28 protein-coding genes and 2 tRNA genes are annotated in these 24,066 nt (G+C 69.0%); 11 read left to right on the top strand and 19 right to left on the bottom strand.

Annotated features, from left to right (window positions below; translation table 11 throughout):
- The 3 genes from pstA to ABS642_RS20430 all read left to right on the top strand — a co-directional run bounded on the left by pstA (position 1) and on the right by ABS642_RS20430 (position 2,993).
- On the top strand, positions 1–1,092 hold the full coding sequence (pstA, locus tag ABS642_RS20440; RefSeq protein WP_350351545.1) for a phosphate ABC transporter permease PstA: 1,092 nt from the start codon (positions 1–3) through the stop codon (positions 1,090–1,092).
- Positions 1,093–1,121: 29 nt separating this feature from the next.
- Complete coding sequence (gene pstB / locus ABS642_RS20435; RefSeq protein ID WP_282216345.1) at positions 1,122–1,901, top strand: phosphate ABC transporter ATP-binding protein PstB; 780 nt, start codon at positions 1,122–1,124, stop codon at positions 1,899–1,901.
- A gap of 423 nt (positions 1,902–2,324) precedes the next feature.
- A complete protein-coding gene (locus ABS642_RS20430; RefSeq protein WP_350351544.1) occupies positions 2,325–2,993 on the top strand; it encodes a hypothetical protein in 669 nt (222 codons plus the stop codon).
- A gap of 139 nt (positions 2,994–3,132) precedes the next feature.
- On the opposite strand, the gene ABS642_RS20425 is transcribed toward ABS642_RS20430, so the two are convergent.
- The 4 genes from ABS642_RS20425 to sigK all read right to left on the bottom strand — a co-directional run bounded on the left by ABS642_RS20425 (position 3,133) and on the right by sigK (position 6,233).
- On the bottom strand, positions 3,133–4,017 hold the full coding sequence (locus ABS642_RS20425) for an aminodeoxychorismate lyase (protein WP_350351543.1): 885 nt from the start codon (positions 4,015–4,017) through the stop codon (positions 3,133–3,135).
- A gap of 154 nt (positions 4,018–4,171) precedes the next feature.
- The gene (locus tag ABS642_RS20420) at positions 4,172–4,801 is read right to left on the bottom strand and encodes a DNA-directed RNA polymerase subunit beta (protein ID WP_282216342.1); all 630 of its coding nucleotides are present in this window, start codon (positions 4,799–4,801) and stop codon (positions 4,172–4,174) included.
- Positions 4,802–4,830: 29 nt separating this feature from the next.
- Positions 4,831–5,637, bottom strand: a complete 807-nt coding sequence (locus ABS642_RS20415; RefSeq protein WP_350351542.1) for an anti-sigma factor — start codon at positions 5,635–5,637, stop codon at positions 4,831–4,833.
- Positions 5,634–6,233 carry an ECF RNA polymerase sigma factor SigK gene (sigK, locus tag ABS642_RS20410; RefSeq protein WP_282216340.1) on the bottom strand — a complete coding sequence of 200 codons (600 nt, stop codon included), beginning with the start codon at positions 6,231–6,233 and terminating at the stop codon, positions 5,634–5,636. The genes ABS642_RS20415 and sigK overlap by 4 nt, the downstream gene beginning before the upstream one ends.
- A 186-nt stretch (positions 6,234–6,419) precedes the next feature.
- Here sigK and ABS642_RS20405 point away from each other — a divergent pair, with 186 nt between their 5' ends.
- The 6 genes from ABS642_RS20405 (at position 6,420) to ABS642_RS20380 (ending at position 9,588) form a co-directional block, all read left to right on the top strand.
- Positions 6,420–7,076, top strand: a complete 657-nt coding sequence (locus tag ABS642_RS20405) for a fasciclin domain-containing protein (RefSeq protein WP_350351541.1) — start codon at positions 6,420–6,422, stop codon at positions 7,074–7,076.
- A gap of 141 nt (positions 7,077–7,217) precedes the next feature.
- Positions 7,218–7,290, top strand: a tRNA-Lys gene (locus ABS642_RS20400).
- A gap of 155 nt (positions 7,291–7,445) precedes the next feature.
- Positions 7,446–7,784: a metalloregulator ArsR/SmtB family transcription factor gene (locus ABS642_RS20395; protein ID WP_350351540.1), complete on the top strand. Its 339-nt coding sequence runs from the start codon at positions 7,446–7,448 to the stop codon at positions 7,782–7,784.
- Position 7,785: 1 nt separating this feature from the next.
- Positions 7,786–8,448, top strand: a complete 663-nt coding sequence (locus tag ABS642_RS20390; protein ID WP_350351539.1) for a dihydrofolate reductase family protein — start codon at positions 7,786–7,788, stop codon at positions 8,446–8,448.
- A complete protein-coding gene (locus ABS642_RS20385; RefSeq protein WP_350351538.1) occupies positions 8,445–8,906 on the top strand; it encodes an SRPBCC domain-containing protein in 462 nt (153 codons plus the stop codon). Before ABS642_RS20390 ends, ABS642_RS20385 begins: the two co-directional genes overlap by 4 nt.
- Before the next feature lie 136 nt (positions 8,907–9,042).
- The gene (locus ABS642_RS20380) at positions 9,043–9,588 is read left to right on the top strand and encodes a type 1 glutamine amidotransferase domain-containing protein (RefSeq protein WP_282216335.1); all 546 of its coding nucleotides are present in this window, start codon (positions 9,043–9,045) and stop codon (positions 9,586–9,588) included.
- 8 nt (positions 9,589–9,596) lie between these two features.
- Here ABS642_RS20380 and ABS642_RS20375 read toward each other — a convergent pair whose 3' ends face one another.
- Positions 9,597–10,115, bottom strand: coding sequence for a CGNR zinc finger domain-containing protein (locus tag ABS642_RS20375; RefSeq protein ID WP_350351537.1), 519 nt, complete (start codon positions 10,113–10,115; stop codon positions 9,597–9,599).
- Between the two features lie 25 nt (positions 10,116–10,140).
- Between ABS642_RS20375 and ABS642_RS20370 the strand changes: the two genes are divergently transcribed.
- A complete protein-coding gene (locus ABS642_RS20370) occupies positions 10,141–10,374 on the top strand; it encodes a hypothetical protein (protein ID WP_350351536.1) in 234 nt (77 codons plus the stop codon).
- On the opposite strand, the gene ABS642_RS20365 is transcribed toward ABS642_RS20370, so the two are convergent.
- From ABS642_RS20365 to ABS642_RS20310, 12 genes are all read right to left on the bottom strand, one after another.
- The gene (locus ABS642_RS20365) at positions 10,355–10,888 is read right to left on the bottom strand and encodes a DUF1697 domain-containing protein (RefSeq protein ID WP_350351535.1); all 534 of its coding nucleotides are present in this window, start codon (positions 10,886–10,888) and stop codon (positions 10,355–10,357) included. The two genes, ABS642_RS20370 and ABS642_RS20365, sit on opposite strands and share 20 nt — an antisense overlap.
- On the bottom strand, positions 10,885–11,466 hold the full coding sequence (locus ABS642_RS20360; protein WP_350351534.1) for an isochorismatase family protein: 582 nt from the start codon (positions 11,464–11,466) through the stop codon (positions 10,885–10,887). Before ABS642_RS20360 ends, ABS642_RS20365 begins: the two co-directional genes overlap by 4 nt.
- Before the next feature lie 67 nt (positions 11,467–11,533).
- Positions 11,534–11,606, bottom strand: a tRNA-Thr gene (locus ABS642_RS20355).
- A 69-nt stretch (positions 11,607–11,675) separates the two neighbouring features.
- The gene (locus ABS642_RS20350) at positions 11,676–13,232 is read right to left on the bottom strand and encodes an alpha/beta hydrolase (RefSeq protein ID WP_350351533.1); all 1,557 of its coding nucleotides are present in this window, start codon (positions 13,230–13,232) and stop codon (positions 11,676–11,678) included.
- On the bottom strand, positions 13,229–14,386 hold the full coding sequence (locus tag ABS642_RS20345; RefSeq protein ID WP_350351532.1) for a DNA polymerase III subunit delta': 1,158 nt from the start codon (positions 14,384–14,386) through the stop codon (positions 13,229–13,231). The genes ABS642_RS20350 and ABS642_RS20345 overlap by 4 nt, the downstream gene beginning before the upstream one ends.
- A gap of 74 nt (positions 14,387–14,460) precedes the next feature.
- The gene (tmk, locus tag ABS642_RS20340) at positions 14,461–15,096 is read right to left on the bottom strand and encodes a dTMP kinase (protein WP_350351531.1); all 636 of its coding nucleotides are present in this window, start codon (positions 15,094–15,096) and stop codon (positions 14,461–14,463) included.
- On the bottom strand, positions 15,093–17,960 hold the full coding sequence (topA, locus tag ABS642_RS20335; RefSeq protein WP_350351530.1) for a type I DNA topoisomerase: 2,868 nt from the start codon (positions 17,958–17,960) through the stop codon (positions 15,093–15,095). The genes tmk and topA overlap by 4 nt, the downstream gene beginning before the upstream one ends.
- A 77-nt stretch (positions 17,961–18,037) precedes the next feature.
- Positions 18,038–18,367: a helicase gene (locus tag ABS642_RS20330; protein ID WP_350351529.1), complete on the bottom strand. Its 330-nt coding sequence runs from the start codon at positions 18,365–18,367 to the stop codon at positions 18,038–18,040.
- The gene (locus ABS642_RS20325) at positions 18,367–18,726 is read right to left on the bottom strand and encodes a TadE family type IV pilus minor pilin (RefSeq protein ID WP_350351528.1); all 360 of its coding nucleotides are present in this window, start codon (positions 18,724–18,726) and stop codon (positions 18,367–18,369) included. Before ABS642_RS20325 ends, ABS642_RS20330 begins: the two co-directional genes overlap by 1 nt.
- Positions 18,723–18,920 (bottom strand): DUF4244 domain-containing protein, encoded by a 198-nt coding sequence (locus ABS642_RS20320; protein WP_350351527.1) that lies wholly within the window; start codon positions 18,918–18,920, stop codon positions 18,723–18,725. Before ABS642_RS20320 ends, ABS642_RS20325 begins: the two co-directional genes overlap by 4 nt.
- 51 nt (positions 18,921–18,971) lie before the next feature.
- Positions 18,972–19,868: a type II secretion system F family protein gene (locus ABS642_RS20315; RefSeq protein ID WP_282217450.1), complete on the bottom strand. Its 897-nt coding sequence runs from the start codon at positions 19,866–19,868 to the stop codon at positions 18,972–18,974.
- Positions 19,868–20,878 (bottom strand): TadA family conjugal transfer-associated ATPase, encoded by a 1,011-nt coding sequence (locus ABS642_RS20310; RefSeq protein ID WP_350351526.1) that lies wholly within the window; start codon positions 20,876–20,878, stop codon positions 19,868–19,870. The genes ABS642_RS20315 and ABS642_RS20310 overlap by 1 nt, the downstream gene beginning before the upstream one ends.
- A 405-nt stretch (positions 20,879–21,283) precedes the next feature.
- On the opposite strand from ABS642_RS20310, the gene acs reads away from it, so the two are divergent.
- Positions 21,284–23,251, top strand: a complete 1,968-nt coding sequence (gene acs / locus ABS642_RS20305) for an acetate--CoA ligase (protein ID WP_350351525.1) — start codon at positions 21,284–21,286, stop codon at positions 23,249–23,251.
- 70 nt (positions 23,252–23,321) lie between these two features.
- Here acs and ABS642_RS20300 read toward each other — a convergent pair whose 3' ends face one another.
- Complete coding sequence (locus tag ABS642_RS20300; RefSeq protein WP_282216321.1) at positions 23,322–23,780, bottom strand: RidA family protein; 459 nt, start codon at positions 23,778–23,780, stop codon at positions 23,322–23,324.
- On the bottom strand, positions 23,777–24,001 hold the full coding sequence (locus ABS642_RS20295) for a hypothetical protein (protein WP_116635780.1): 225 nt from the start codon (positions 23,999–24,001) through the stop codon (positions 23,777–23,779). Before ABS642_RS20295 ends, ABS642_RS20300 begins: the two co-directional genes overlap by 4 nt.
- Positions 24,002–24,066 lie beyond the last annotated feature (65 nt).

The following is a 24,066-nucleotide window of genomic DNA, read 5'->3' as shown; positions in this document are numbered from 1 at the left end:
ATGACCACCCTCACTGCTGCTCCTGTCACACCGCACACCGCGGTCCTCACCTCCGGCCGACTGCCGAAGTGGGCGCCGCGGGCGCTCCTCGGGGGGTCCTTCGTCATCTCGGCCGCCGTCTTCGGCGTGGCCGCCGCGGGCGCGGATCTGGCGGACTTCAACATCGCCGGCACCGTGATCGTCGGCATCCTGCTCTACATGGTGATCATCACCGTGATCTCCTCGATCGTCGAGAGCCGCCGCAAGGCGGTCGACCGCCTGATGACCGCCCTGGTCGCCACCGCGTTCCTGATCGCACTGCTGCCGCTGATCTCGCTGCTGTGGACCGTCGTCGCGAACGGCATCGAGCGGTTCGACGCCGAGTTCTTCAGCTACTCGATGCGCAACGTGATCGGCGACGGCGGCGGCATCGTGCACGCCATCTGGGGAACGGTGCTGATCACGCTCACCGCGACGGTCATCTCGGTGCCGATCGGACTCATGACCTCGATCTACCTGGTCGAGTACGGGCGCGGGAAGCTCGCCAAGGGCATCACCTTCTTCGTCGACGTGATGACCGGCATCCCCTCGATCGTCGCCGGTCTGTTCATCTACGCCGTGTTCGCCGTGCTGATCGGTCCCGGCATCTCGATGGGATTCATGGGTGCGCTCGCCCTGGCCGTGCTGATGACCCCGGTCGTCGTGCGCGGCAGCGAGGAGCTGCTGAAGATCGTCCCGAATGAGCTGCGCGAGGCGTCGTACGCCCTGGGTGTGCCGAAATGGCTCACGATCCTCAAGGTGGTGCTGCCGACGTCGATCGCCGGCATCACGACCTCGATCATGCTGGCCATCTCCCGAGTCATCGGCGAGACCGCCCCCTTGCTGCTCACCGCCGGCTTCACCCAGAGCATGAACACGAACATCTTCGACGGTCAGATGATGACCCTCCCGGTGTTCGCCTACAACCAGTACATGAACCAGGGCACGAACCCGGATGCGGCCGTCGCCCGCGCCTGGGCCGCCGCGCTCACCCTCATCCTCATCGTCATGGTGCTGAACCTGCTCGCGCGTCTCATCGCGAAGCTGTTCGCACCGAAGATGTCCGGCCGCTGAGCGCCCGACCACTCAGAACAGGAACCCACGTGTCCAAGAGCATCGAAGTCAACGACCTCAACGTCTACTACAGCAGCTTCCTCGCGGTCGAAGGGGTGTCGCTCGACATCCAGCCCCGCAGCGTGACCGCATTCATCGGCCCCTCCGGCTGCGGCAAGTCCACCTTCCTCCGCACGCTCAACCGCATGCACGAGGTCATCCCCGGCGCCCGCGTCGAGGGCGAGGTCCTCCTCGACGGCAAGGACCTCTACGGTCCCGGTGTCGACCCCGTGCTCGTGCGCCGGCAGGTCGGCATGGTCTTCCAGCGTCCGAACCCCTTCCCCACGATGTCGATCAAGGAGAACGTGCTGGCGGGCGTGAAGCTCAACAACAGCCGCATGTCGAAGAGCGACCAGGACGCGCTCGTCGAGAAGTCGCTCACCGGCGCGAACCTCTGGAATGAAGTCAAGGACCGTCTCGACCGACCCGGCTCCGGTCTGTCCGGCGGCCAGCAGCAGCGACTGTGCATCGCACGCGCCATCGCCGTGTCGCCCGAGGTGCTGCTGATGGATGAGCCCTGCTCGGCGCTCGACCCGATCTCGACCTACGCGATCGAGGAGCTGATCGGCGAGCTGAAGAACGAGTTCACGATCGTCATCGTCACGCACAACATGCAGCAGGCTTCGCGGGTCTCGGACAAGACCGCGTTCTTCAACATCGCCGGCACCGGCAAGCCGGGCAAGCTCATCGAGTACGACGACACCACGTCGATCTTCACCACCCCGACCGTGCAGGCGACCGAGGACTACGTCTCGGGCCGCTTCGGGTGAACTGAGACGTCAACCGTGACGAGGGCCCGGGGACTTCGGTCTCCGGGCCCTCGCGTTTCCACTTCGGGTGCGTGGTCCGCTCTGGCCCCGCACGACTTCGGAGTTTCGAGATGACACCCCGGTAGCTGCATCCGTTCTGCGGGGTTTCGTGCACGGATCTCCGAAGTCGTGCCCGAGATGACTCGGTCTGCACCGCGGCGACGTACGTGAAGTTCTCCGCAGATCGCGGATGGGCGGCAGAGACGGATGCTGCGCGCCAGGCATCCTCGATCGATGTGCACGGTGGACGGCGACCAGGTATGGACCTACGGCGAACTACGTCAGACGATGAGGCGAAGCGAGATCGAGCGGCAGGTTCGACTCGGTCGCCTCTCACACGTGCGGCGCGGTGTCTACGCCAGTGCGGACGCATGCGCTGACGTCGTGTCGGCGGCCGCACACGGCGGCGCGCTCGGGTGCGAGTCCGCAGCCCGACACCTGGGTCTCTGGGTGCTCGACGTGCCGAAGCTGCACGTGTGGATGCACGGAGACCGCCATCAGTATCGCCACGAAGAGAAGCCGTGCACCTGTGTCGCGCATTGGGACGATGCCCCGCGGCGACCCGGGTTCGGTCTCCCCTCCGTTCCCCGCGTGCTGTTGCAGCTGTTCCGGTGCCGAGGGCGAGAGCGATTCTTCGTCGCGCTCGAGTCTGCACGCCGACAGGGCCTGATCGATGCGTCCGGGCTTCGATGGCTGCGGGCGAGGCTGAACCGGAGCGGCCGTGAGCTGGTGGACTTCTCGCGGCCTGACTCGGACAGCGGGCTCGAATCGTTGGTGCGGTTGAGATTGCGGGCCTTTGGCTGGATCATCCGCACGCAGGCGTCGATCGTCGGCACGGGCCGCGTCGACCTCCTCATCGAGGGGTGGCTGATCATCGAAGCCGACGGGCGAGCGAACCACGAATCCGCAGCTCTCCGGCACAAGGACCTCGTTCGAGACGCCAACGCGGCGCTCTGGGAACACGTCACGCTGCGGTTCGACTACGCGATGATCGTCCACGACTGGGACCTCGTGGAACGAGCGATCGTCACGACGATGTCGACTCGCTCGTGAGCGAAGTCCGCGTCGGCATCCGCCTTCCGTGCACGACTTCGGAGCCCGGCGCCGCCACGCCGCCTGAGATCACGCGCTCTTGGCGTGTCGAGACGGATCTCCGAAGGTGTGCCGGCACTGCTCCGTGCGAGGTCCCGCGTCAGTCCCGCGGGGACAGGAGGTAGGCGTTCACCTCGTCGGTCAGCGCCCGGTCCACGGGCAGCGCGGCCCCGTCGATCGCGGTGATCGCGGCAGCGAGTCGAACGCTCGACACGAGCCACGCAGCGTCAGCTCGGGGAAGATCGGATGCCGGGATGCGGTCGTATCCGACCTCGAAGCCACGAGCCGCGAGGTGCTCGTAAACGCTGAGCTGAGTGGTGCCGTGCAGGATGCCGCCGTTCGGCGCCGGTGTCACGAAGCGGTCGCCGAAGCGGAGGATGAGCGAGGCGGTCGGCGCCTCGAGCACGAAGCCGTCGCTGGAGAGGAAGATCGCATCGTCCGCGTCACGGCGGTGGGCCTCCCGGAGCGCCGCCATGTTCACCGCATACGAGAGGGTCTTCGCGCCGAGCAGCAGCCACGGTGCCCGTTCGGCCGCCCCGAGGTCGTAGCCCCGGTCCAGCGTGACGACGCGGACACCCTCGGCGCGCACGCGCGAGAAGTCGGATGCCGGAGACGCGGTGACCCACGCGGTCGGGGTCGGACCGTGCTCGACGCCGCGGCTGAGGATGAGCTTGATCACCGCTTCGCCCTCTCCGCACCGCGACGCCGCCTGGTCGATCGCCTGTCGCCACTGCGGCAGATTCGGCTCCGGAAGGTCGCACAGCCGCGCCGAGTGCGCGAGCCGTTCCAGGTGCGGGACCACCTCCTGCGCATGGCCGTCGATCACGCCGATGGACTCGAAGACGCCGTCACCCCGCTGCGTGCTCAGCTCGCCCACGCTCAAGGCAGGAGCCGCGGCATCCACCGCCGTGAAGGTGTCAGCGAAGTCGGGGCGGGCCTCATCGGCCACGACGGGATCGATCATCAGTGCGAAGCGCCGGTTCATGACTCGAGCCTACGGTCAGGGAATACCCATGGAGGTCTCGCGTTATAATTGAACGGCCGGGCCGCATAACCCCGGGCTCCAATTTTTGCCGCTTTGAGCGGCCTTCCGCCGAGAGGCGTTCTTGCGGCCCGGTCTTTCTCTGTCCGGCTCGCGGTCAGGCCAGGGAGCCCGTGCGCCAGAGCACCGCGGAGGCCGACAGATCCTGCGCGTAGCTGCTGAGGCGCAGGGCCCGCGTCGTCAGCTCGCTCGCCCGCGCGGGCTCGGTCGGCTCGTAGTCGTCGGCCGTGTGCGTCGCGCCCGATGCCTGCACGCGGCAGAAGGCGGCGGCACGGTCGAGTGCCACCGCGAAGTCCCCGCGGAAGGCCCCCCGCAGGATCGTGTCGATGAGCGCGACGAGCTCGTCGGGTTCCGCCGGCGCCGGAGCACCCGCGATCACGGCGTCGGCAGACGGCAGCTCGACGCGTCCGCGCTCGTACAGCAGCGCTGCCGTCTGCGGGTCGCCATGGATCGCCAGCTGCAGCACATACAGCCTCCAGAGAGCGCCTGGCAGCGTGCGCGAGGGAGCTTTGGACCACAGCTCCGCGATCTCGTCGATGCCGTGCTCGGCCGTGAACGCGACCAGACGCTCGGCGCTCGCCCCGCTCTCGTCGGCCCGCACCCGCGTGAGCAGAGCGGATGCCGTCGCGTGCGCCACGCGCGTCTCCTCGGCGGGATCGTGCGCGCCGACGATGTTGTCGAAGGCACTCGTCGGTCGACGGATGGGACGGTGATGCTGCTCGGGCATCGAACCAGGCTACCCGCGATCGCGGCCGATCAGGCCGTGGGGATGACGATGACCGGGTCGGAGGTCGGCGTGCCCGAGGGGGATCCCCCGGCCTGCTCGACCGTGACCGCGATCACATCGCCCGCGTGCATGTCTCCTTCGAGTGCCGCGGTCGCGCGACCGTCCTCGACGTCGAACACGCCGGCGGGGATCGCGTCGTCGCCGCGGACGTACCAGAGCTCATAGGTCTTGCCGTCGGCAGGGGCGGGCACGCCGTCGGTGACGAGCACGGCTGCTCCGGCGGACGCCGACCAATGCGCGGTCGCCTTTCCTCCGGAGGGAACCTCCACGGATGCCTGCTCGGCATCGGATGCCGACTGGATCTGCTCCAGTGCGACGACGGATGCCGGGCGGTTGAGCTGGCCGTTGAGCGCGACGGCGCCGATCCCGACACCCACCAGCACGGCGAGACATGCGGCGAGCGCGAACACGGTGCGGGTCCAGCGGCGCTTCGGTGCAGAGGCGCGAGCTTCGTCAGGATCGCTCGGTGAAGGCTCGTCCACGCGCGATCGCTCGACGGCGAGGACATCGGGGCTCGTCGGCTCCGTGCCGGTCGTCGGGTCGCCGTTCTGGGGCGTCGCCGCGATCTGAGCGAGGAGGGCGGCACGGATGCCGGGAGGCGGGGATACGGGCGCGACGGAGCCGGACAGGAGGTCAGCCGTCTCGGCATCCGCTTCGGCGATGGCTCGCCACTCGGGGTGCGCGACGAGAGCGTCGTCGAATCGACGGGCGTCGTCGGGCGACAACGCGTTCAGGGCGGCGCCTGCCGCGAGTTCCGCGAACTCCTGCTCGTTCATGCTGTCACCCCCATGGCTGACCGGAGACGGGTGAGCCCGTCCCGCATCCTTGTCTTGATCGTCCCCAATGGTGCTCCCACGAGCACCGAAATCTCGTTCTGACTGTAACCGCCGTAATACGCGAGCACGAGCGCTTCTCGCTGCACGTCCGGCAGCTCCGTGAGTGCTTCGACGACCTTTTCGCCGTCGATCCCGAGTTCCACCTGCTCTGCCACACTGTCGTGCGCCACGCCGATGTCCCTCAGTCCCGCACGCACATCACGGTCCGCACTGGACTGGGATGCACGCACCCTGTCCACGGCCCGGCGATGTGCGATGGTCATCACCCATGCTCGTCCTTGACCTCTGTTCGGAGCGAAGCGCGAAGCGGATTGCCAGATCTCGAGAAAGACCTCCTGCAGCACCTCTTCACTCTGTGAGCGGTTCACGAGCACACGCAGGATCAGCCCGAACACGCGCGAAGAGAGAGTGTCGTAGAGCTCGGCGAAAGCACGCTGATCTCCGTCAGCGACGCGGACGAGGAGTGCGGCGACCGCGTCTCTCGCCGTCCCGTCCTCGGGCACGTCCATTCCGTCGATGACCATCCCCTCCAGCATGCCGCATCTCCCCCCTCTTCCCGTGCAGACGTCACCCGATCGTGAGGGAATTTCTCCCGTGATTCTGCGGATCGAGGTATCGGATCCGAACGATTCTGAGATTTCTCCCATCCGATACCGACGGGGCTCCGAACAGATGTCGACGCCACGGAGAGGCCGTGGCTGAAGTTTCTGAAGGAGCTCGAGATGTTCAGCACCAAGAAGAAGGTCACCGCAGCACTCACCCTGACGCTTGCCGGAGCGTTCCTGCTCTCCGCATGTTCGACCGGCACCGCCCCCGCCGAAGAGCCGTCGGAGCCGATGACGTCGGAGTCCGCCGAGCCGACGACCGAGGCGATGGACCCGGCCGCCAACCTCGTCGGAGCAGGCTGCTCCGCGTACGCCGAGGCCGTCCCGGACGGCGCAGGCTCGGTCGAGGGCATGTCGAAGGACCCGGTCGCCGTGGCCGCCTCCAACAACCCGCTGCTCAAGACGCTCGTCGCCGCGGTGAGCGGTCAGCTCAACCCCGACGTGAACCTCGTCGACACGCTCAACGGAGACGAGTTCACCGTCTTCGCACCGGTGGATGACGCCTTCGCGAAGATCGACCCCGCCACCATCGAGACGCTCAAGACCGACAGCGCACTGCTGAGCTCGATCCTGACGTACCACGTGGTCCCCGGCCAGATCGCGCCCGACGAGATCGCCGGCATGCACACCACCGTGCAGGGCGCCGACCTCGAGGTCACCGGCAGCGGTGACGACCTGATGGTCAACGGAACCTCGACCGTCATCTGCGGTGGCGTCCAGACCGCCAACGCGACCGTGTACCTCATCGACACGGTTCTGATGCCCCCGATGTAATCAGGGACACAACCTGCCGGGTGGGGATTTCCCGGCAAGCGACCTTCTCTCGTCTCGGGGGAGGAACGTGAGAAGGAGAAGGGGCCGCCGGTGATGGTGTTCACCGGCGGCCCCTTCTGTGCGCACTAGACTTGAGGCGAGGGGCCTCTAGCTCAGTTGGCAGAGCATCGGACTTTTAATCCGCGGGTCGTGGGTTCGAGCCCCACGGGGCCCACCGCAGCTTTCTGGCACGGCGACCGGCGACGGGGATCGAGCGACGAACGCTCTCCCTGACGCTGACGTCGATCGACAGCGCGTCCATGTCGCCGTCGGCATCCGCGATGAGATCGACTCTTGCCGACGTCGACTCCGCGGACTACAGTTAGGCAAATGCCTAAGTATCACGATGACGTCGACGCCGTGCTCCGCGCTCTCGCGGACCCGACGCGTCGCGCTGTCGTCGAACGGCTGGCGAAGTCGCCCGCGGTCGTCTCCGAGCTCGCGGAACCGTTCGCGATGGCGTTGCCGTCGCTCATGCAGCACCTCCGCATCCTCGAAGATGCAGGGGTGGTCAGCTCGGAGAAGCACGGCCGCATCCGCACCGTGACTCTGCGACCGGGCGCACTCGACGTGCTGCACCTGTGGCTCGGCGAACAGCGCACGCCCGCCGAGAACCAGGCCGACCGCCTCGGCATCCATCTCGCCCTCACAACCCCCAAGGAGAACTGACATGACCCGCGTTCGCATGGCCCTGTTCACATCGCTGGACGGCTACACGCCCGCCGACCCGACGCCGACACCCGAGAACCCCATGGGCGAGGACTGGGGCCGTCTCACGGCCGCGTACGCGGCGACCCGCACCTTCCGCGCGAAGATCTTCGGTGACACCAGCGGCGCCGGAACGACCGGCGTCGACGATCGATACGCCGCAGCGTTCTTCGACGGCATCGGTGCCGAGATCATGGGCGCGGGGATGTTCGGCCTGCACACCTTCCCCGACGACCCGGACTGGAAGGGCTGGTGGGGCGACACCCCGCCCTTCGGCACCCCGGTGTACGTCCTCACCCACTCCGCCCCTCGCCCGTCGATCCCGATGGACGGCGGCACGACCTTCCACTTCCGCGACGCGGCGATCGAAGACGTGCTCGCCGAGGCGACCGAGGCCGCGGGCGGTCTGGACGTGCGCATCGGCGGCGGATACCGCACAGCGCGGGACTTCCTGCGGGCGGGCCTGGTCGACGATCTGCACCTCATGGTCGCGCCGATCTTCCTCGGTCGGGGCAACCGGCTGTGGGACGATCTGCGCGGCTTCGATCTCACCCACACCGTGACGACGGAGGTCGCCGAGAGCGGTGAGATCCACGTCACCCTGACGCGTCGGGACGACCGATGACGACAGAACGCCGACTCGCACGCTCCGGATTCGCCCTGACCCGCGACTACCCCGCCGGCGTCGAGCGCGTCTGGGACGCCTTCGCCGTCGAGCAGGAGAAGCTCCGCTGGTGGGGCGCCGGTTCGTCGATGAAGGCGCGCGAGTGGGCGTTCGACTTCCGCGTCGGCGGGCGCGACATCGCCGAGAGCGCCTTCCACGACCGTCCGGTGTCGCGCTACGAAGCCACGTACACCGACATCGTCGAGCACGTCCGCATCGTCACCACGTACGACATGTGGATCGACGGGGTGCACATGTCGACATCCTTGGCGTCGTTGGAGTTCGAGCCGATCGATGAGGGAACCCGCTTCACGCACATCGAGCACGGCGTCTTCTTCGACCGGTTCTGGGGCGACGGCGTCGGGCGCGAGGAAGGAACGCGCGGACTGCTGGGGGCGTTGGGGCGATACCTGGCCTGAGCCGCTCACGCCGGCTCGCCCCGCTTGTATCACCGCCGTCGCCGTTCGACCACCCCCTTCATCATCTGCGCACTCCGCGAGAGGGTCGAGTCGTCCCCGAGAACCCGGGGACGACACTCCCACGAAAGGACGAACGATGACTCTCTCCGGCAGCCGAGTGGCATTCCTGGCGACCGACGGATTCGAGGACAGCGAGCTGACCAGCCCGTGGGACGCCGTGACCGCCGAGGGAGCGAGTGCGACCCTGATCGCCCCGGAGAGCGGCAGGATCACCGGCAAGAACGGTCATGAGCAGTCGGTGGATCTCACGTCCACGGATGCGACCGCCGAGCAGTTCGATGCGCTCGTGCTCCCCGGCGGCGTCGTGAACGCCGACCACCTGCGCATGGACAAGCCCTCGATCGCGCTCGCCCGCGCCTTCTTCGAACAGCACAAGCCGGTGGGCGTGATCTGCCATGGCGCCTGGATCCTCATCGAGGCCGGCGTCGTGGACGGCCGCACCCTCACCAGCTACCCCAGCCTGCAGACCGACCTCCGCAACGCCGGGGCGACCTGGGTCGACGAGGAGGTCGTCGTCGACGAGGGACTGGTCTCCAGCCGCACCCCGGACGACCTTCCGGCCTTCAACGCGAAGGTCGTCGAGGAGATCGGCGAGGGGAAGCACGCCGGCCAGACGGCCTGATCCGCAGGTCAGGCGCCTCGGGCCCGATGCCGCCGGACGGCAGCTCGGTTCGCGCAGCGCACCGAGCAGAAGCGCTGACGGCCGTTACGTGTCACGTCCGCCACGACATTGGTGCACGGAGGCGCCTGGCAGCGGCCCAGCCTGCTCATCCCTCGTGTGACGAGGTGGAGCGAGGTGCCGAGGTTGATGATCGCCCGGAGAACGTAGGGCAGCGATCTCACATCGTCGCGGTAGTGCAGGTGCCATCCCTCGCCGTCGTGGTTCGTCAGCCGCGGGTAGGCGGCGGCCGCCGCGAGCTCCGCGTTGAGCAGGTCGGCTCGCGCGTCGGCGTCCGGTTCGTCGACGATCTTGAGCCACTCGTCGATGACAGCCCGGATCTGCTGGTGGTCATCGGGCGCCGGCGGGAAGGTCTGCGTCATCCCGAGTTCCAGCGTGCGCTCCTCGATTCCGGCGCGGTCTTGCGGCCAGTCGTTGGCCAGGGATGCCGCCAGCAGGACGGCGTATTCGCCGTAAGGGTTGAGATGCATAAGAGCATTACATCACGCTGGATACATGACCGCACTGCACACCCGTCCGACCCCCCGCATCCCCCAGCCCACGGCAACACACGAGCACGCATGGCTCGTGGAGTCGCGCCACCCGACCAGCGAAGGCATCGTGCTCTACGTGCGGTGCGCCGAGTGCTCCGTGCGGCGCGTCGATGTGCAGCCGCACCCCCAGACGCCGCCCTCCGCGCTCAGCGCCGAGATCGCCGCACCCGCTGCGTTCAGGCGGTCAGCTCGATGAGCTTCCGGACCGTGCGGAGGTTGCGCGCGGTCCCGGCGACGCCGAGGGCGCGGTCGAGCACCGCCTTGGTCAGCTTGGTCGAGTGCACTCCCCCGCTGCCGTAGTCGATCCAGAGGTCGTCGCCCATGAGCACGAGACGCTCATCAGGCAGGAGCCTCTCCTCCAGCGCCTCGACAGCGCCCGGCCCGCAGGCGCCCTCGAGGAACATGGCATGTACGAACTTCTCCTCGCCGTCGGGAAACGGCTGGGCCTTCTCGGATGCCACGAGCTCCGCATGACGGCGGTGGATCACGGGGGTGTCGACACCGAACTCCGCCACGATCGCCTTCCGCACGGCGGAGCAGGCGGCATCCGGCTTCGTCGGCGTCTTGCAGATGATGTTGCCGCTGGCGATGTATGTCGAGACGTCTTCGAGATCGGGCTCGGCGGACAGGACCTCACGCAGCCGTGCCATCGGCACGCTGTTGCGCCCGCTCACGTTCACGGCCCGCAGCAGAAGGACGCTGCGGCTCACGCGTCCGCGCTCTCGACGAGCTCCGCACCCGCGTGCGCGAGCTCCGCCAGGGCCGCCTCGCTGGATTCCGCGCCGACGCCCGCCACGAGATCCGTGAACACACGCACCCGGACACCGTGCGCGATCGCGTCGAGAGCTGTGGCCCGCACGCAGTGGTCGGTCGCGATCCCCACGACGTCCGCGGTGACCACACCGGCTCCCGTCAGCACGGCGCCCACGGTCGATCCGTCGTCGGCCACCCCCTCGAACATCGAATACGCGGGAACCCCCTGCCCCTTCTGCACGTGGTGTGTCACGGCATCCGTCGCGAGAAGGGGGTCGTACTCCGCACCCTCCGTCCCGGCGACGCAGTGCACCGGCCACGTGTCGACGAAGTCCGGCTCCTCGGCGAAGTGCCCGCCGTTGTCACCCTCGTCATGGTGCCAGTCGCGTGACGCGATGATCACCGCGTAGTCGGACGCGTGATCGGCCAGGAACGCGGACACCGCGGAGGCCACCGCGTCGCCTCCCGTGACGGCGAGAGCGCCGCCCTCGGTGAAGTCGTTCTGGATGTCGACGATGAGAAGCGCTCTGCTCATGGTTCGAGAGTACGCCGTGGGGAACGGGAAAGGCCCCGTGATGTTCTTCGCATCACGGGGCCTTCGGAGCCGCCTGTCAGAATCGAACTGACGACCTTCTCATTACGAGTGAGATGCTCTGCCGACTGAGCTAAGGCGGCGTGCGACGCGTGAGCGGCACGATCACCGATATTACCCTGTCTCGCGGCTCGTCGCGAATCGAGGCCCCCTCACTCGCAGCGCAGACCGTCCTCGGGGACGACGTCGTCGAGCAGGAAGGCCTCCACGGCGTCATCGACGCAGGAGTTGCCCTTGTTGTATCCCGTGTGACCTTCGCCGACGCGGGTGATGAGAACACCCTCCTCCAGCTGGTCCGCCAGCGACTCGGACCACTCGTACGGGGTCGCCGGGTCGTTCGTCGTGCCGACGACGACGATCGGGCCCGCACCCTCGGCCTTGATCTCGCCGCGCGTGCCCGTGGGCGGGTACGGCCAGACGGAGCAGGAGTCGGGACCGTTCCAGTACGGGGCGATCGTCGGAGCGCCCTCGGCGATCTTCTTCGTGATCGCGGCCTCGGCCTTGGGGTCGTCCTCGACCGGGTAGTCCATGCAGTTGTACGCACGGAACGCCTCGGAGGAGTTGCTGAGGTATGCGCCGTTCTCCCGCTCGTTGTAGAAGTCGGCGAGCAGGAAGGCGGTCGTGGGGTCGCCCTGCAGCGCCTCGTCCAGCGCCTGGGTGAGGTAACTCCAGCTGTCTTCCGAGTACAGCGCGGCGATGATGGCGGTCATCATCGCGTCCGCGCCCATCAGGCGTCCGTCGCCGTTCTTGAGCGGGGTGCGGTCGGCGCTCGCGAGCAGAGCGCCGAGATCGGCCATCGCCTCGTCGACCGTGCCGTTGAACGGGCAGCTTCCGGAGTCGAGGCAGTTCTGCATGTAGGCACGCAGGGCCGATTCGAAGCCGAGCGCCTGCGTCGCGCCGACCTCGAGACCCGGGACGGCGGGATCGATCGCGCCGTCGAGCACGAGCCGACCCGCCTTCTCGGGGTAGAGCTTCGCGTAGGTCGCGCCGAGGAAGGTACCGTACGAGTAGCCGAGATAGTTCAGCTGCTTGTCACCGAGCACCGCGCGGATCAGGTCCATGTCGCGCGCGGAGTTGATCGTCGTGATGTGAGGCAGGATGCCGGCGCTGTTCGCATCGCACGCATCGGCGAACGCCTTGTGCGACTCCAGCAGCTCGGCCTCCCACTCCGGCGTCCCGCGCGGGGCGTCGGGGATGCCGTAGAGGTAGTCGTCCATCTGGGCCGCGTCGAAGCATTTCACGGCCGTGGAGGCGCCGACGCCGCGAGGGTCGAAGCCGATCACGTCGTAGTTCTCGATCAGGTCGGCCCCCACCGCGAAGTCGAGGCTGCCCTGGATGAGCTCGACGCCACTGGCGCCGGGCCCGCCCGGGTTGGTCAGCAGGGAGCCGATCGCGGTGCCCTCGGCCTGGTGGCGGACCACGGAGAGCGTGATCTCCCCTGCACTCGGATTCTCCCAGTCGAGCGGCGCCGTCACGTCGGTGCAGTCGAAGCCGGTGCCGCACGTCGTCCACGTCAGCGTCTGCGAATAGAACGGGAGCAGGTCCTCGGCGACGCCCTCGGTATCGGGTGCGTTCGTCGTCGACGGCCGCGGGGCCGCCTGCTCGGGGATCATCGCGTAGAGACACCCGGAGAGGGCGACGGATGCCGCGGCCAGGCCGGCGACGATCGCGGCGGCACGGCGGAAGCGGGAAGTCGATCGGTTGTTCACGGTTTCCTCCCGCTCGTGATCGTCACGAGCAAGCTCTCCAGGGCGAGCAGCGGGGCGACGTTGCGCTCCAGCGACTGCCGCGTCTCGGCAAGGTGGTCAAGTACGACAAGAGTACGTGTCTCCGGCCAGGCCGACGCGAGGCCTGCCAGCTCGGCGCGCAGCTCGCTGTTGATCAGATCGTCGTCCCTGCCGAACTGCAGCATCACGACGTCGCGGAACAGGGACTGCAGGTCGGTGAGGACGCGATCGATGCCGTCGCGCAGGCTGCGCGTCGCGCGCTTCTTCTGATCGTCTTCGAGGGCGGAGAGCTGGGTCCGCAGAGCCGGCGGGACGGGCTGCCCCTCGGCGATGCCCACGGTCCGGAGCATCGAGGCCCTCTCCGTCGCATCGCGCTCGGCCGTGAGTGCCTTCGCATCCTCGGTGGCGGCCTGGATGATCCGGCCCGCCACGTCGACAGCGTCGCCGACACCGCGCACGCCCAGGACCGAGCGCAGGGTCTCGTCGCGCCGACGGCGCGCAGATTCGTCGGTGGCGAGCCGCTGCGCCATGCCGATGTGACGCTGCGCGTGCCGGGCGGCCTGCTCGGCGATCTTCTCGTCGGCGCCGGTGCGCAGACTGATCAGACGCGCCACGTCGGCCACGTCGGGCTCACGGAGCCGCAGCGACCGCACCCGGGAGCGGATGGTCGGCAGCAGATCGGCCTCGCTCGGGGCGCACAGGATCCACACCGTCTGCTCCGGCGGCTCCTCGAGCGCCTTCAGCAGCACGTTCGACGTGCGCTCGACCATGCGATCGGCGTCTTCGACGACGATCACCCGATATCGCCCTGCCGACGGAGCGAAGTACGAGCGCTCGACGAGCGCGCGCGCCTCGGCGATCGTGATGATGACCTTGTCGGTGCGCAGCGCCGTGACATCGGGATGCGTGCCGGCGAGCACCTGGCGCATCGCTGCCTCGTCGTCAGGACGGTCGGCGACCAGCGCGGCGGCGAAGGCGTGCGCGAGCGTCGAACGGCCGGATCCGGGTGGACCGGTGATCAGCCAGGCGTGCGAGAGCGCTGCAGGGTCGGATGCTGCGGCGCGGAGCGTCTCGACCGCTGCGTCCTGCCCCCACACATCGGCCCACGGGAACGGGGCGGCGACGGTCTGGGGCATGACCTCAGCCTAATCGGGAGCACCGACGCCCGCGGCACGGCATCGCCGCGGCCCCCGCGACCGCGGGTGCCGGCTCACCGTGAGGCGAGCAGGCTCTCGACGCGGGCGCGGATCAGCCCGGCGATGTCATCGGCGGATGCGGCGGCGTCGACCACGAGGAACCGATCGGGCTCGGCAGCGGCCAGCGCCAGGTAGGCGTCGCGGACGCGGGCGTGGAAATCGACCTGCTCCGCCTCCAGCCGGTCGAAGGGCTTGTCCGCGGAATCGAGGCGCACGCGCGCCGCGCCGGGGTCCAGGTCGAGCAGGATCGTGAGATCCGGGAGCGCCCCCTCGGCTGCCCAGAGCGACAGGTCGCGGATCTCGGTCGCGTCCAGCACGCGGCCGGCACCCTGGTACGCGACCGAGGAATCGAGATAGCGGTCCTGCAGCACGACCTCGCCGCGTTCGAGGGCCGGCCTGACCACGGTTGCGACGTGGTGCGCCCGGTCCGCCGCGTACAGCAGCGCCTCCGCACGCGGCGCGATGTCACCGCGGTGGTGCAGCACGATGTCGCGGATCAGTTGACCGACCTCGGACCCCCCGGGCTCGCGGGTGCGAACGACGGTGCGACCGGCATCCGTCAGCCATGAGGCGAGCAGGTTCGACTGCGTGGTCTTGCCCGAGCCGTCGCCGCCTTCGAGAGTGATCCACGCACCGAGGCCTGAGGTCACGAGCCCGCCTTCGCTGCGGCGTTCGCGGCACGCGTCGCGGCGGCCTTCTTCGCCGCAGCCGAGCGCGCCGCCGAGGTGGCGGCATCCGTCTTCTTGGCGGCGGGCTTCTTGGCGGTCGTCTTCGCCGCGGCGGTCTTCGCCGCCGGCTTCTTCGCGGGAGCCTTCTTCGCTGCGGGCTTCTTGGCGCCGCGCTTGGGAGCCGGGCCCTTCGCGCGCTTGTCGGCCAGCATCTGCACGGCGATCTCGAACGTGATGTCCTCGACCTTCTGTCCGCGCGGGATCGTGACGTTGGTCTCGCTGTCCGTCACGTACGCGCCGAAGCGGCCGTCGCGGATGCGGATCGGCTTGCCGCTGACCGGGTCGGCCTCGAACTCGGCGAGCGCGCTGGATGCCCGGCGTCCTGCGCCGTACTTCGGCTGCGCGTAGATCTCGAGCGCCTGCTCGAGCGTGACGTCGAAGATCTGCGACTCGCTCTCGAGCGACCGCGAGTCCGTGCCCTTCTTCAGGTAGGGACCGAACCGGCCGTTCTGGGCCGTGATCTCCTGGCCCGACTCCGGGTCGGTCCCGACGACGCGCGGGAGGCTCAGCAGCTGCAGCGCGGTCTCGAGATCGATCGAATCGACCGACATCGAGCGGAACAGCGATCCGGTGCGGGGCTTGGGCGCCGTCTCCTTCTTGGCCCCGCGCTTCGGCTTGGGGGCCTCGACGACCTCCCCGGTCGACTCGTCGACGGCAGCATCGTCCGACACGGGGTCGTTCTCCTGCACGTACGGACCGAATCGTCCGTCCTTGACGACGATGATCTTGCCGTTCTCGGGGTTCTCCCCCAGCACGCGGTCGCCCGCGACGGGAGCGTCGATGAGCTCCTGCGCCTTCGCCTGCGTGAGCTCGTCGGGTGCGAGATCCTCCGGCACGTTGACGATGCGCGGCTTGGCCTCGGGGTTCTCCGGGTCGGCGACCTCGAGGTAGGGGCCGTACTTGCCGAAGCGGAGCGTGGCGGTGTCGGTGATGCGCGTCGAGTTCAGCGCACGGGCGTCGATCTCGCCGAGGTTGTCGACGACCTGACGGAGACCGGTGCGGTTCTCGGATCCGAAGTAGAACGACTTGAGCCATTCCACCCGGTTCTGCTCGCCGCGGGCGATGGTGTCGAGGTCGTCTTCGAGCGCCGCCGTGAAGTCGTAGTCGACGAGCGCGGCGAAGTGCTCCTCGAGCAGACGCACGACGCTGAAGGCGAGCCAGGTGGGGACGAGCGCCTGGCCGCGCTTGACCGCGTATCCGCGATCGAGGATCGTCTCGGGGATCGAGGCGAAGGTCGACGGACGACCGATGCCCTTCTCCTCGAGCACCTTGACGAGCGAGGCCTCGGTGTAGCGGGGCTTGGGCGTGGTGCGGTGGCCCTTGGCCTCGGCATCCGAGACGGCGAGCGCGTCGCCGACGGCGACGGCGGGCAGGGACTGGTTCTCGGCCGCATCAGCGTCGCCGCGCTTCTCGTCACGCCCCTCTTCGTAGGCCTCGAGGAAGCCCTTGAAGGTGTAGACGGTGCCGGATGCCGTGAACTCGGCGAGCTGGGCGGCGCCCTGCCCCTTGAGCTCTGCCGAGGTGTCGACGGCGATCGTCACGGTCGTCGTCTCGTACTTCGCGTCGGCCATCTGGCTGGCGACGGTGCGCTTCCAGATGAGGTCGTAGAGGCGCTGCTCGTCGCGGTCGAGTTCGCTGGAGAGGGATGCCGGCGTCCGGAAGTTCTCACCCGAGGGACGGATCGCCTCGTGGGCCTCCTGCGCGTTCTTGCTCTTCGACTTGTAGACGCGCGGCTTCAGCGGCACCGCGGCGTCGCCGTAGAGCGCGACCGCCTGGCTCCGCGCCGCCTGCACCGCCTGGGTGCTCAGCGCCGTGGAGTCGGTACGCATATAGGTGATGTAGCCCTTCTCGTACAGACGCTGGGCGACGCCCATCGCCTGCTTCGCACCCATCGAGAGCTTGCGGCCGGCTTCCTGCTGCATGGTCGAGGTCGTGAACGGCGCATAGGGGCTGCGAGTACCGGGCTTCGCCTCGACCTTGGTGACGGTACCGGAGCCTGCGGCGTCGACCGCCTGCGCGAGAGCGGCGGCCGTGGCCTCGTCGAGGATGACGACGGCCTTCTTGAGCTTTCCGGTGTCGTCGAAATCGGTGCCGCGGGCGAGCTGCCCGCCGTCGACCCGGACGAGACGGATCTTGAAGGACGTGCCGGTCGCTGCGGCGGCGGCGTCGACGTCCCAGTACTCGGCGGAGGTGAACGCCATGCGCTCGCGCTCGCGGTCGACGATCAGGCGGGTGGCGGCGGACTGCACGCGCCCCGCGGAGATGCCGGTCTTGACCTTGTACCAGAGCACCGGCGAGACGTCCCAGCCATAGAGGCGGTCGAGGATGCGGCGGGTCTCCTGCGCGTCGACGAGGTCGTGGTCAAGCTCCCGGGTGTTGCCGACCGCGGCCTGGATGGCGTCCTTGGTGATCTCGTGGAAGACCATGCGCTTGACCGGGACCTTGGGCTTCAGGGTCTCCAGCAGGTGCCAGGCGATCGCCTCGCCTTCGCGGTCCTCATCAGTGGCGAGCAGGAGTTCGTCGGCGGTCTTCAGCGCGCGCTTGAGCTCGGCGACGGTCTTCGTCTTGCGATCGGAGACGACGTAATAGGGGTCGAAGCCGTTCTCGATGTCGATCGAGTACTTCCCATAGGCCTCTTTATCCGCGGCTGGGATGTCCTTCTTGTCAGCGAGGTCGCGGATATGGCCGACGGAGCTGAGCACCTCATAGCCGTCGCCGAGGTATCCCTGAATAGACCGCATCTTCGTCGGGGACTCGACGATGACGAGCTTCTTGCCTTCAGCCAAGGGGGCGTCCTTTCTTCGAAGCACACCATACACACCACTGTGTGGGGTCGTTCACAGTGAGTGAGGTCGCGCCGCCGTCAGTGACCCTCGGGTGGCCCGGCACGGGCGCGGGAGACGGCAGCCAGACCAGCGTACGCCGCCTGCACCTCCACGGTCGCCACGAAGCCGTTCACGACGCAGCCGGTGAGGGCGGCTCCGGAGGCTCCCGCCACCCGCGCCGCGAGTGCGCACGGGTCGTCGGCGGACGGCACGGCGCCGCTGACCGCGTCGGCGGCGGCGAGCGCGGCGGCGTCGGCCGCACCGGCCGCGCGCTGAGCCGTCACCGCCGCCCCGCCTACGGCCGCGAGCCCGAGGGAGAGCGCCGCCGCGACCGTGAGGAGGCCGGCCGCGAGCGCCGTGCCTGCCATCAGCGGCCTCCGTCGAGCGCGCAGCTCGATGCTCGCAGCGGCAGACGGATGACGGCGCCGAGCGACACGTCGATCGATGCGGTGACGCAGACGAGGTCGCCGGATCCGGAGGACGAGACCGCTGCCCCCGGAACAGCGCGCCCGACCACCCCCTCCGCGGCATCCGCCCCCTCACCGCGGCCGAGGAGCCGGGCGGCGTCTGCCACCGCATCCTGCAGGGCGACCTGCCGGGAGGCCGCCCCGAGGGCGCCGGCGCCCAGGAGGAGGGCGAGGAGGACGGCCGGGAGCGCGAGCGCGAGCTCGGCCGCCACCGAACCGCGCTCCTCGCCCAGACGCGGTGTCGTGCGCGTCGCCCTCACGACACTGTCAGCGCTCGACGGACGAGGTCGGTGAGGATGCCGCGCACCTCGTCCGACCTCATGATCACGACGAGCAGTCCCGCGAAGGCCACGGCGGCCATGGTCGTGATCGCGTACTCGGCGGTCGCTGCTCCGGTGTCGTCGCCGAAGAGGCTCGCCGCGCGGCGACGATCCAGCGTGGGGATGGTGTTCATGATGTTCCTTCTTTCTCTGTGGCTTCTTTCCGGTGGTGCGTCGTCGGTGGTTCACAAGGGCAGCGGCGTCGAGGCGAGCACGCTGAGCAGCAGCGGAGCCACGCCCAGCAGGAGGAAGGCCGGCAGCGTGCAGACGCCGAGCGGGATGAGCAGGCGCGTGGAGAGCTTCGCCGCGCGCAGGCGGCCCTGCACCCGGGCGGAGTGCCGGTCCTGGGCCGCGGCTGCTCGGAGCAGTTCGCCCGCCGGCACACCTGCCGCCCGGGAGAGATCCAGCACGGTCCTCACACGCTCCTCTTCTCCGGCCCCGGAGACCGCGCTCTCCGCGACGAGCCGCAGCGCCCGGTCGATGGACGCGCCGCCGGCGAGCGCGACGGCGACCAGCTCCGCCCTCATGCCGGGGGTGCCCGGCGCGGGGCGCGCCTTCTTCAGCAGCCTCCGCGTCCACTGACGTGCGGCGACCACCAGGAGCAGACCGGCCACCACGCACGCACCGCCGAGCGGATTGCCGAGGATCACGCCCAGCGTGTCGAAGCCGAGGGCGAAGCCCAGGAGCAGTCCGGCGAACGGCATCCACAGCAGCAGGCGCGCCGTTCCCGCGGGCTCCGCGAGCGCGATCCGCACATCGTCGGCCGCGGAGGCCGCGTCGCGAAGCGTCTCGGCGATCATCCGCAGCACTTCGGCCAGCGGCGCACCGACGGTCGTCGCGATCTCCCACGCGGCAGCCAGATCGGCCCACGCTCCACCCTCGGCCTCGATCGCGGCGAGCAGGGGCGTTCCGGAGGCGACGCGGTCCACGACGGATGCGGCATGCCGATCGCCGGTCTCGGCGAGGTGTCGCCAGGCGACGAGCGGCACGGCGCCCGCTTGGAGCAGCACGGCGAGGGTCTGCACCGAGGTCGCCGCATCCGCCCCGTCGGGTTCGACCACGGCCGACCGGCCGAACCGCATCACCACGGCCGGACCTCTTCGATGTCGAGCCGGTCCCCGCTGAGAGCGAGCCGCCCTGCTTGGGCGATGCGCCGGGTGCCGTCGGGTGCCCGCTCGAGGTGCAGCACGATCGTGAAGGCACTGACGGTCTGCCGGGCGAGAGCCGTGGCGTCCATCCCGGCGAGAGCACCGAGCGCCTCGAGACGTGCCGGCACGTCGCGCAGCCCGCTCGCGTGCAGGGTACCCGCGCCGCCGTCGTGTCCGGTGTTGAGCGCGGTGAGCAGCTCCCTCACCTCTTCGCCGCGGCACTCCCCCACCACGAGTCGATCGGGCCGCATGCGCAGCGACTCACGCACCAGCCGGGCGAGGCTGATCCCGCCTGCTCCCTCGAGGTTGGCCTGGCGCGCCTCGAGGGCGACGTGATGAGGGTGACGCGGACGGAGCTCGGCGACGTCTTCGATCGTCACGATGCGCTCGGCGGCGGAGACCTCGGACAGGAGCGCCGAGAGCAAGGTCGTCTTCCCCGTGCCCGTGCCGCCCGTGATGAGAACGTTGGCCCGCTCGGCGACCAGTCCCAGGAGCCAGCTCTGCTGGCGGGCGTCGAACGATCCGAGCGCCGCGAGCGCGTCGAGGTCGGCGGCGCGCACGCGAGGGATGCGGATGGACAGGGCCGTGCCCGACGTCGACACCGGCGCCAGGACGGCGTGGACGCGGATGCCGGAGTCGAGGCGCACATCGACGCACGGCGCCTGATCGTCGAGGTGCCGGCCGCCGAGTCCGACGAGCGCCACCGCCAGATCGCGGACCTCGCGCTCGGACGCCCTCCAGGTGGGTACGGGCTCCGTCCCGTTCCCCCGATCGACGAACAGGCCGTCGGCGCCGTTCACGAACACATCCGTCACCGCATCGTCGGTGCAGTGCTCGGCGAGCGGTCCGAAGGCGGGATCCAGACGCCGCTGCTCGGGGACGTTCGCCGCAGCGAGCGCTGAGCGCGTTCCGCCTCGGGGCTGGATGACGAAGGAATCGGCCATGACGCGAAGCTATGCCGGGCCACGGTCGCCGCGACGGCCGCACAGCGTTCGACACCGCGTGCTGTGCAGAAGCTCCGGGATCGGGGCTCCGTGCAGAACCGGGAGAAGGCGCGGCAACGGTTGCGAGCGAGAGCGCTCCCAACGGAAATGGGCGACATCTCACGGGGGGAATGAGATGTCGCCCACGGCGGGCCGCGATCGGGGGAATCGGGCGCACCAAGGCACGAATGAGAATTCGGCTGTCGTCGAGTGTACGCAAGGCGACCGTCCTGACAAAACCCGCTCCACTACTGACTTTCGGCAGTATGCGACGTCGGACCGCGAGGATAGATTCGCCCTGACACGGCGGTGGCAGAGTCACGCCGTGCCCGCATGACCCGTGATGCCGCAAAGGAGCGCCTGCCGATGAGCAGCCAGATCGACCACCTTCTCGACGAGACCAGGAAGTTCCCGCCGTCGGAGGAATTCGTCGCCCAGTCCGTGTCGTCGCCCGAGCTCTACGAGCGCGCGTCTGCTGACCGCGAGGCATTCTGGGGCGAGCAGTCCCGCGATCTCCTGCACTGGCACAAGCCGTTCACGCAGGTGCTCGACTGGACGAATCCGCCGTTCGCGAAGTGGTTCGACGACGGCGAGCTGAACATCGCGTACAACTGCCTCGACCGCCACGTCGAGGAGGGCAACGGCGACCGGATCGCCCTGCACTGGGAGGGCGAGCCCGGCGACAGTCGCTCTATCTCCTACGCCGAGCTCACCGATGAGGTCAAGCGCACGGCGAACGTGCTCGCCGGCTTCGGCGTCGGCCAGGGCGACCGGGTCGCCATCTACCTGCCGATGATTCCCGAGGCCATCGCGGCGATGCTCGCTGTCGCGCGGCTCGGCGCCATCCACTCCGTGGTCTTCGGCGGCTTCAGCGCCGACAGCCTGCGTGCGCGCATCGACGACGCCGGCGCCAAGGTCGTCATCACGGCAGACGGGGGCTACCGCAAGGGCAAGGTCTCCGCACTCAAGCCGGCCGTCGATCAGGCTCTCGGCGACCGCGGCGAAGGCGAACAGCAGACGGTCGAGCACGTGCTCGTCGTGAAGCGCGGCGGCAACGACGTCGATTGGGTGGAGGGCCGCGACGTCTGGTGGCACGACGCCGTGCCCGCGGCATCCGCCGACCACACCGCCGAGGCCTTCCCCGCCGAGAATCCGCTCTTCATCCTCTACACCTCCGGCACCACCGGGAAGCCGAAGGGCATCCTGCACACGTCCGGCGGCTACCTCACCCAGGCCGCGTACTCGCACAAGTACGTGTTCGATCTGCACCCGGAGACGGACGTGTACTGGTGCACCGCCGACATCGGCTGGGTGACCGGGCACTCGTACGTCGCCTACGGTCCGCTCGCCAACGGCGCCACGCAGGTGCTGTACGAGGGCACACCGGATGCTCCGCACCCCGGCCGCTGGTGGGAGATCATCGAGAAGTACAAGGTCTCGATCTTCTACACCGCGCCGACGGCGATCCGCTCGTTCATGAAGATCGGCCGCAGCATCCCGGCGAAGTTCGATCTCTCGTCCCTGCGCCTGCTCGGCTCGGTGGGCGAACCCATCAACCCCGAGGCGTGGATGTGGTACCGCGAGGTCATCGGCGCGAACAAGGCGCCGATCGTCGACACCTGGTGGCAGACCGAGACGGGCGCGATCATGGTCTCGGCTCTCCCCGGAGTCACGGCGACCAAGCCCGGCTCCGCGCAGGTGCCGCTGCCCGGCATCTCGATCGACGTGGTCGACGAGAAGGGCGTCGAGGTCGGCAACGGCAGCGGCGGACTGCTCGTCGTCACCGAGCCGTGGCCCAGCATGCTGCGCGGCATCTGGGGCGACCCCGAGCGCTTCCGCGAGACGTACTGGGAGAAGTTCGAGGACCAGGGCTACTACTTCGCCGGCGACGGCGCACGGCTCGACGAGGACGGCGACCTCTGGCTCCTCGGACGCGTCGACGACGTGATGAACGTGTCCGGCCACCGGCTCTCGACCGCCGAGATCGAATCCTCTCTCGTGGCGCACGAGGCCACGGCCGAGGCGGCGGTCGTCGGCGCCTCGGATGAGACCACGGGCCAGGCGGTGGTCGCCTTCGTGATCATCAAGGAGAGCTACCTCGCCGGCCACGACCCCGCAGGACTCGCGCAGCTGCTGCGCCTCTGGGTCGGCGAGCAGATCGGCGCGATCGCTCGTCCTCGCGACGTGTACATCGTCGGCGAGCTGCCGAAGACGCGCTCGGGAAAGATCATGCGGCGCCTGCTGCGCGATGTCGCGGAAGGCCGGGAGGTCGGCGACACCACGACGCTTGCCGACACCGCGGTCATGAGCATCATCTCGGCGCAGGTCAAGTAGGCCGACGAAGAGAACGCCCCTTCCCGGATCCGGGAAGGGGCGTTCTGCATCTGGATGCCGCGCCGCGGCGTCAGGCGAGGATGAAGGTGACCTCGACCTCGACGGGGCTGCCGAGCGGGAGCTCCGCTACACCCACGGCCGCGCGCGCGTGCCGTCCGGCATCGCCGAAGATCTCGCCGAGCACTTCGCTCGCGCCGTTGATGACGCCGGGCTGACCGGTGAACGCCGCAGCGGATGCCACGAACCCGCCGAGTCGCAGCACGCCGGCAATGTGGTCGACGCCTCCGGCGGCATCCGCTGCCGCGGCGAGCGCGTTCAGCGCGCAGGTGCGGGCGTAGGCCTTCGCATCCTCGGCCGTGACCTGGGACCCGACCTTGCCGATCGCGGGGAGGGCGCCGTCGATGAACGGCAGCTGTCCCGACGTGTAGACGAGACCGCCGTGCACCACGGCCGGCACGTACGCGGCCACCGGGGCGGCGACGGCAGGCAGGTCGATGCCGAGCTCGGCGAGACGTGCGGAGACGCTCATGCCGCGCCTCCCTCGAACTGCCGGGCGGCCTCGGCCGCGGCGGCGAGGCCCGCATTCGCCGAGGCGTCAGAGGTCACGGGGCGCTTCAGGTAGGCGACGAGACCGCCTTCCGGACCCTGTACGACCTGGACCAGCTCCCAACCCTGCTTGCCCCAGTTGTTGAGGATCGCTGCCGTGTTGTGGATCAGCAGCGGCGTGGTCAGGTATTCCCACGTGGTCATGGCACTCCTGTCAAAGGCGGTATTCAGGGAACTCCCCTACGATCAAGCGTATGCCCCAAAAGAAG

Origin of the sequence: Microbacterium sp. A8/3-1 (genome assembly GCF_040267695.1) — a bacterium.
Lineage (GTDB): Bacteria > Actinomycetota > Actinomycetes > Actinomycetales > Microbacteriaceae > Microbacterium > Microbacterium luteolum.
The sequence above is the reverse complement of the archived record's forward strand: the minus strand, read 5'-3'. Positions and strand labels throughout refer to the sequence as shown.